Below are 6,724 nucleotides of genomic sequence, written 5' to 3' on the forward strand. Positions count from 1 at the left end.
CCGACGGTTCGCCCAACTGGCTGACCAGCACCCTGCAGACCATCGGCGGCACCTTCGTCACCCTGCTGAAGACGCTCGTCCCGCCGCTGATCGTCACCGCGGTGATCGTCAGCATCGCCAACCTCAGGCAGGTCTCCAACGCCGCCCGGCTCGCCGGTCAGACGCTGCTCTGGTTCGCGATCACCGCCCTGATCGCCGTCGGCATCGGGATCGGCCTCGGGCTCCTGACCGAGCCCGGCCGCAACAGCTCCGTCGACGCCGCCGCCCAGACCGACCCGGGCACCACCGGTTCGTGGTTCGACTTCCTCAACGGGATCGTGCCCGGCAACGTCTTCGGGCTCCAGGGCTCGCCGGACGGCAGCCTGTCGTTCAACGTGCTCCAGCTGATCGTCATCGCGGCCGCCATCGGCATCGCGGCGCTCAAGGTCGGGGACGCGGCCGAGCCGTTCCTCGGCTTCGTCCGCTCGGCTCTGGCGATCGTCCAGAAGGTGCTGTGGTGGGTCATCCTGCTCGCGCCGCTGGGCACCGTCGGCCTGATCGGCAACGCGGTCGCGAGCTACGGCTGGGAGTCCCTCGGGTCCCTGGGCGTCTTCGCCGGCGCGGTCTACGCCGGGCTCGCCCTGGTGCTCTTCGTCGTCTACCCGGTGCTGCTGCGCCTGCACGGTCTCTCTCCGCTGCGGTACTTCGCGGGTGCGTGGCCGGCGATCCAGCTCGCGTTCGTCTCCCGCTCCTCGATCGGCACGCTGCCGGTGACCGAGCGTGTCACCGAGCAGAACCTCGGCGTCCCGCGGTCCTACGCCTCCTTCGCCGTGCCGCTCGGCGCGACGACGAAGATGGACGGCTGCGCCGCGATCTACCCGGCGCTGGCGGCGATCTTCGTGGCGCAGTTCTTCGGCGTGGACCTCGGGCTCACCGACTACCTGCTGATCGCCCTGGTGTCGGTCGTCGGCTCCGCGGCGACCGCCGGGGTGACCGGGGCCGTCGTCATGCTGACGCTGACCCTGTCCACCCTCGGCCTGCCGCTGGCCGGCGTCGGTCTGCTCCTCGCGATCGACCCGATCCTCGACATGGGCCGGACCGCGGTGAACGTCGCCGGCCAGGCGCTGGTCCCGACGATCGTCGCCAAGCGCGAAGGGATCCTCGACGTCGAGCGCTACCGGTCCACGTCGACGATCGAGCCGCTCGCCCGGGTCGAGGAGCGCGGTGGGGTCGACACCGACCTGCGCAGTCCGGAACCCGCGACGGTCTGAGAAGGGACCCGGTCCTCCCCGCCCTCCGCACGCTCAGGCCGGTGCCCTGGACGGGGCCGACGGCCCGGTCCCCTCTCGGGGGCCGGGCCGTTCCGCGGTCAGTCGACCAGGTCGGCGCAACTCGTCTCGTGCGGCAGCAGGGGGCGGAAGAGGAGCGACCAGCGCGCGCCGTCGGCCGACAGCCAGGGCGTCAGCATGTTCGCCGCCTTCGCCGCCTCGATCACCGCGGTGGCCTCGGGGCCGGAGGCGGTGACGCAGCCGAGGTCGGGGAAGGGCCCGAGCGGCTCGCCGGGCAACGGCGGGCCAGGCCACGCGCGCGGTTCCGGGGTGAGTCCCTGCGCGATGTCCTCCTCCGACGGGGTCCAGGGACGGACGACGGCGGCCACGGCGGCCGGCGTCCACGACTCCGGGACCGGTGCTCCGTCCTCCGACACGGCCAGGCCGGTGAGCTCGTCCAGCAGGCCGCTCAGCTCGCCGCGGGCGGCCAACTGCTGCTCGGTCAGCCCGGTGTCGGGCATGCCCTGGGTCTCGGTGAGGCCGTAGACCTCGCGCACGTACGTCTCCTCCGCGGTGACGAGGGTGAACCGGGTGGAGGGGACGTCGGCCAGCGGCGGCATCCCGAGGTCGTCGGTCTCGGCCACCCCGGCGGCGAGCGCTCGGTCGGCCAGCGCCTGCACGCCGTCCGGTCCGATGTCGAGCACCTGCACGTTGGGCCACGCGAACCCCGGGTAGATGGCCGCGACCGGCCCCTCGACGAGCACCCGGCCGTCGGCGTAGACGCTGGCCAGCGGCAGCCGGCTCGGGATCGTCTCCGGCGTCACGAAACCGCCGGTGAACTCCGCCTGCAGCACGAGGGTCCCCTCGTCGCCGTCCGGGAGGGCCACGGCGGACGACGGGGACGCGGACCCGGGCGACCCGGTCCGCTCGGCGCAGGCCGCCGTCCCGAGGAGGAGCGCGACGGCCAGGACCGGCCGGACGGCGCCGGGAATCGACATGCCAGCACGACGACGGGGGCGCCGGGGTGGTTCCCGCGGCCCCCGGTACCGTCGGCCCCCGTGCGCCTGGTCATTGCCCGCTGCTCCGTGGACTACATCGGGCGGCTCACCGCCCACCTGCCGATGGCGACCCGCCTCCTGCTGGTCAAGGCCGACGGCTCGGTGTCCATCCACGCCGACGACCGCGCCTACAAGCCGCTGAACTGGATGAGCCCACCCTGCAGCCTCAAGGACGGGCTCGTGGACGGCGCCGGCACGTGGACGGTGACCAACAAGGCCGGCGAACAGCTGATCATCACGATCGAGGCGGTCGAGCACGACCACTCCGCGGACCTCGGGGTGGACCCCGGCCTGCAGAAGGACGGCGTCGAGGCCGAGCTGCAGCGGCTGCTGGCGCTGCACGTGGAGACCTTCGGGCAGGGGTGGTCGCTCGTGCGGCGGGAGTACCCGACCGCGATCGGCCCGGTCGACCTGCTCTGCCGGGACGCGGCAGGCGCCGTGGTCGCCGTGGAGATCAAGCGCCGCGGCGAGATCGACGGCGTGGAGCAGCTCACCCGCTACCTGGAGCTGCTGAACCGCGATCCGCTGCTCGCCCCCGTCAAGGGTGTCTTCGCCGCGCAGGAGATCAAGCCGCAGGCGCGAGTCCTCGCCATGGACCGCGGCATCGACTGCGTGACCGTCGACTACGCCGTCCTCAAGGGCACCGACGACCCGTCGGAGCGGCTCTTCTGAGCCGCCGGCTCATCCGGACCCGGCGCCGATCCCGAACACGTCGAGGCGGCCCGGCCCCCAGCTGACGACCGACCCCGCCGGCCGGGGTGCGGCATCGACGGGCTCCAGCCAGCCGACGAGGGCAGCGACGTCCATCCGCAGGATCTCCATGGCCAGTGCCGGGTCGACCGTGTCGAGGGTGTCGTTCGCGCTGTGGATGTTGCCGTTGGCGCTGTCGGCGCCCTCGATGGTCAGCACGGCCGGGATGCCCGCGTCGAGGAACGGCACGTGATCGCTGGCGAACGGGTTCAGCGAGGTCTCGACGGTGAGCCCGGTGGCCGTGGCCGCCGCGGTCGCCAGGTCGTTGATCAGCGCCGCCGACCGCGGCGCGCCCTCGAGCAGGACCGTGGGTGCGGCGGTGTTGAGCGAACCGACCATGTCCAGGTTGAGCACGGCACGGATGCGCGCCCGCTCGGCGCCGGGGAGCCCGCGGACGTACTGGCGGCTGCCGTGCAGGCCCTCCTCCTCCCCGCCGAACAGGATGACCCGCAGGTCGTGCCGCCACGGCCGGCCGGAAAGCACCCTGGCCATCTCCGGGACGCCGGCCGAACCGCTGCCGTTGTCGTCGGCGCCCGGGGCGGGCGCCGAGGGACCGCCGGGGAGGTTGATCGAGTCCAGGTGCGCGGTGATCAGGACGACGCCGCGGGGACCCTCACCGGAGCCGGCCAGGTCCCCGATCACGTTGCTGCTCGACCCCGAGCCCACCGTGATGGCCGGCCGGCTCACCGCGTAACCCCGGTCGGTGAGGAGCGCGGCCATGTGGTCGGCGGCCTCCCGGAAGCCGGCACTGAGCGAGTGCCGCGTCGGCAGGCCGGCCAGGAAGCCCAGCGTCCCCTCGAAGGACTCCCGCGAAAGTGCGTCCAGCAGCTCGGCGGTCACCGGATCGATCGCCCGCGCGGCGGCCTCCGGCCGGTGCACGACGACGGTGCCGCCCTCGGGCATCGGGTCGACGCGCCAGTCCGGGTGCACCGGCACCGCCTCGGCCTCCGCCGTCCCCTGCTCCAGGTCGGTCAGCTGGACGTGCGGCAGCTCGAGGTCGGGCAGCGCGACGACGAGGTGCCGGCCGTGGTCGAGCAGCACGGGAACGTCGGGGTGCTGCTGCTGGAAGGAGCGGCCCACCTGGGTCACGAGCACGGGTCGGCCGGTCCGCGCGGCCGCCGCCTCGTCCCACTGGAAGACCTGGTCGCCGAAGCGGATGGCGCTGCCGACCTGCGGTCCGGTCATCGTGCCGCCCTCCGTCGTATCTCCAGCCGGTCCGGCGCGACGCTCAGGACCTCCAGCACCTGCGCGCCACCGCGCTCGGTCGTGACCTCGAGTGCGCCCCCCGCGTCGGCCGTGCGCCACTGTCCCGGGAGCGCCTGCTCGGCGTCCCCGCGTCCGACGGCCCACTCGACGAAGGCGCCGTCCGGGGCGAACTCGATGCCGTCCCGGCCGCGGGCCCGGGGGAAGTCGTGGTCCGGGGGCCGGTAGACGAGCACGTCGTCGTGGTCCTCCTCGAAGGAGTGCATCCACCGCCCGGTGACGCCGTCCCGGGCACCCGCCGGGGTGCCGGGCATCTGGCCGGGATCGGGACCCGGCATCTGGTCGGACATGGTCGGGTCCTCCTGTGCGGGGAAGCGGGCCGGGGCGGTCGCCGGGGTACGGGGGCGGGCCGGTGCCCGCTCCCGTACCCGGCGCGAAGGGTCAGCTCTGCGCCGCCGCCATCTGGGTGCCCTGCTGCTGGGACGGGACCACCGGCTGCTGCGCCGGCTGTCCGTCGCCCTCCCGGAAGGAGCTGATGACGCCGCCCAGCGACTCGTAGCCGGCGAGCGAGGGGCCCCAGGCCGAGCCGTTCCACCACTTGTGGAACAGGGCCCCGTTCGTCCCGGTGACGAACACGTCGAGCCGGTTGGGGCCCCATGCGACCACTCTCGGCTCGCCGATGATCGTCCCGCCCATGGCCTCGTAGCCGGTGAGCGAGGGGCCCCAGGAGGAGCCGTTCCACCACTTGTGGAACAGCTGGCTGTCCGTCCCGGTCACGAAGACGTCAAGCCGGTTCGGGCCCCACGAGGCGACGGCCGGGGCGCTGGTGCAGACGCCACCCATGTTCTCCCAGCCGGTGACCGACGGTCCCCAGGAGGAGCCGTTCCACCACTTGTGGTACAGCGCGCTGTCGGTGCCGATGACGAACACGTCGAGCCGGTTCGGCCCCCACGCCACGACCGTCGGCGGGCTCGCGCAGATGCCGCCGAGGGACTCCCAGCCGGTGACCGACGGTCCCCAGGACGAGCCGTTCCACCACTTGTGGTACATCGCGCGGTCGGTGCCGAGGACGAAGGCGTCCAGCCGGTTGGTGTCCCACGCGACGACCGATCCGGCCGGCCGCCGGCGGCTGGCCGGCGAGGTCTGCGCCAGGGAACGGCGGACGCCGTCGAGGCAGGCCTCCATCCGGGCCGCCTGGCCGCGCGTGAACATGACCAGGAGGGCGTCGTCGGTGTAGTCCATGTAGTCGTAGAACAGGTCGCCGTTCGGGCCGTTGTTGCAGGTCACCCGCGGGAACGTCGGGACGCCGGTGTTCGGGCCGCCCTGGTTGGGGGTGTCGGCCACCTCGTCGGTCCCGCCGCAGCCGGTGCCGTCGTCGCCCCAGATGTGGAACAGGTTGAGGTAGTGGCCGACCTCGTGCGTCGCCGTCCGCCCGAGGTGGAACGGAGGCTTGGCGGTGCCACCGAGGCCGAAGCCGCTGTGCGTGCACACGACGCCGTCCGTGGCCGCCGGGCCGCCGGGGAACTGGGCGTAGCCGAGCAGCCCACCGGAGAGCTGGCAGACCCAGATGTTGAGGTACTTGTCGGTCGGCCAGGCGTCCACGCCGCCGGTCGCCGCCCGCTTGACCTTGTCGTCGGAGCCGAACGACGCCACCGAGGTCTTGGTGCGGGTGATGCCCGTGGTCGGGTTGCCCGCGGGGTCGGTGGTGGCGAGGAAGAACTCCACCCGGCTGTCGGCGACCAGGGACGAGAACGCCGGCGGGACGATGGACACGTCCGGGTTGGTGGCCCGGAAGTCGCGGTTGAGGACGTCGATCTGGCTGGTGATCTGCGCTTCGGAGACGTTCTGCGCGTCGGTGTTGTAGACCACGTGCACGACGACCGGGATGTAGGCCACGCCCGGGAAGCGGCCGACCTCGTCGGCGGCCAGGAACTCCAGGGTCGCGTTCTCGATGGCCGCCCGGGCCTCGCGGTACTCCGCGGACTCCGCCAGCAGCCGGTGGTGGATCTCCATGGCCCCGCAGCGGCGTCCCGGCGAGTCCTGCGTCGTCCCGTCGTCCGGCGGCCCGCCGGTCTCGCCGCCCATCGCCGCGCGCTGCATCCCGGACATGGCGTCGCCGCCCATCCCGGGTGCGCCCTGCCCCTCCATCCCCGATGCGCCGTTGAGCCGCATGTCGTCGCTGCCGGTCATGTGCCTCGCCGTCCCCTTCGTTCCCCCACAGGGCTCGAGTTGGTGCCGAACGCCCAGACTGGGCCGCGGCGCCCCTCGTGGGCATCGGGAAAATGCCTTAGATCGCCGGTGCTCAGCGGAGGACGCCGAGCCGGTGGGCCGCGGCTGCCGCCGCCGTCCGGCTGTGCGCACCGAGCTTCGCGAGGATGTTCGAGACGTGGACGCTGGCGGTCTTCTCGCTGATGAACAGCTCCCGGGCGATGTCCCGGTTGCTGTCCCCGGAGGCCACCAGGGAGA

Annotated in this window: 7 protein-coding genes; 2 read left to right on the forward strand and 5 right to left on the reverse strand. The window is 73.1% G+C overall.

The window, feature by feature from the left end:
* Positions 1-1,250, forward strand: a 1,250-nt coding sequence (locus tag E4P40_RS25320) for a dicarboxylate/amino acid:cation symporter (RefSeq protein WP_135161096.1), incomplete at its 5' end; no start/stop codon positions are given.
* Positions 1,251-1,348: 98 nt separating this feature from the next.
* Here the strand turns inward: E4P40_RS25320 and E4P40_RS25325 are convergent.
* Positions 1,349-2,245 carry a hypothetical protein gene (locus tag E4P40_RS25325; protein ID WP_135161097.1) on the reverse strand — a complete coding sequence of 299 codons (897 nt, stop codon included), beginning with the start codon at positions 2,243-2,245 and terminating at the stop codon, positions 1,349-1,351.
* Positions 2,246-2,305: 60 nt separating this feature from the next.
* Here E4P40_RS25325 and nucS point away from each other — a divergent pair, with 60 nt between their 5' ends.
* Positions 2,306-2,977 (forward strand): endonuclease NucS, encoded by a 672-nt coding sequence (nucS, locus tag E4P40_RS25330; RefSeq protein WP_135161098.1) that lies wholly within the window; start codon positions 2,306-2,308, stop codon positions 2,975-2,977.
* A 9-nt stretch (positions 2,978-2,986) separates the two neighbouring features.
* Here nucS and E4P40_RS25335 read toward each other — a convergent pair whose 3' ends face one another.
* The 4 genes from E4P40_RS25335 to E4P40_RS29430 all read right to left on the reverse strand — a co-directional run bounded on the left by E4P40_RS25335 (position 2,987) and on the right by E4P40_RS29430 (position 6,716).
* Complete coding sequence (locus E4P40_RS25335) at positions 2,987-4,240, reverse strand: M20/M25/M40 family metallo-hydrolase (protein WP_135161099.1); 1,254 nt, start codon at positions 4,238-4,240, stop codon at positions 2,987-2,989.
* Positions 4,237-4,608, reverse strand: a complete 372-nt coding sequence (locus tag E4P40_RS25340) for a hypothetical protein (RefSeq protein WP_135161100.1) — start codon at positions 4,606-4,608, stop codon at positions 4,237-4,239. Before E4P40_RS25340 ends, E4P40_RS25335 begins: the two co-directional genes overlap by 4 nt.
* A gap of 91 nt (positions 4,609-4,699) precedes the next feature.
* Positions 4,700-6,448, reverse strand: coding sequence for a M43 family zinc metalloprotease (locus tag E4P40_RS25345; RefSeq protein ID WP_209305512.1), 1,749 nt, complete (start codon positions 6,446-6,448; stop codon positions 4,700-4,702).
* Between the two features lie 112 nt (positions 6,449-6,560).
* Positions 6,561-6,716, reverse strand: coding sequence for a LuxR C-terminal-related transcriptional regulator (locus E4P40_RS29430; RefSeq protein ID WP_280790649.1), 156 nt, complete (start codon positions 6,714-6,716; stop codon positions 6,561-6,563).
* Positions 6,717-6,724: the final 8 nt, after the last annotated feature.

The sequence above is a fragment of the Blastococcus sp. CT_GayMR20 genome, from assembly GCF_004570345.1.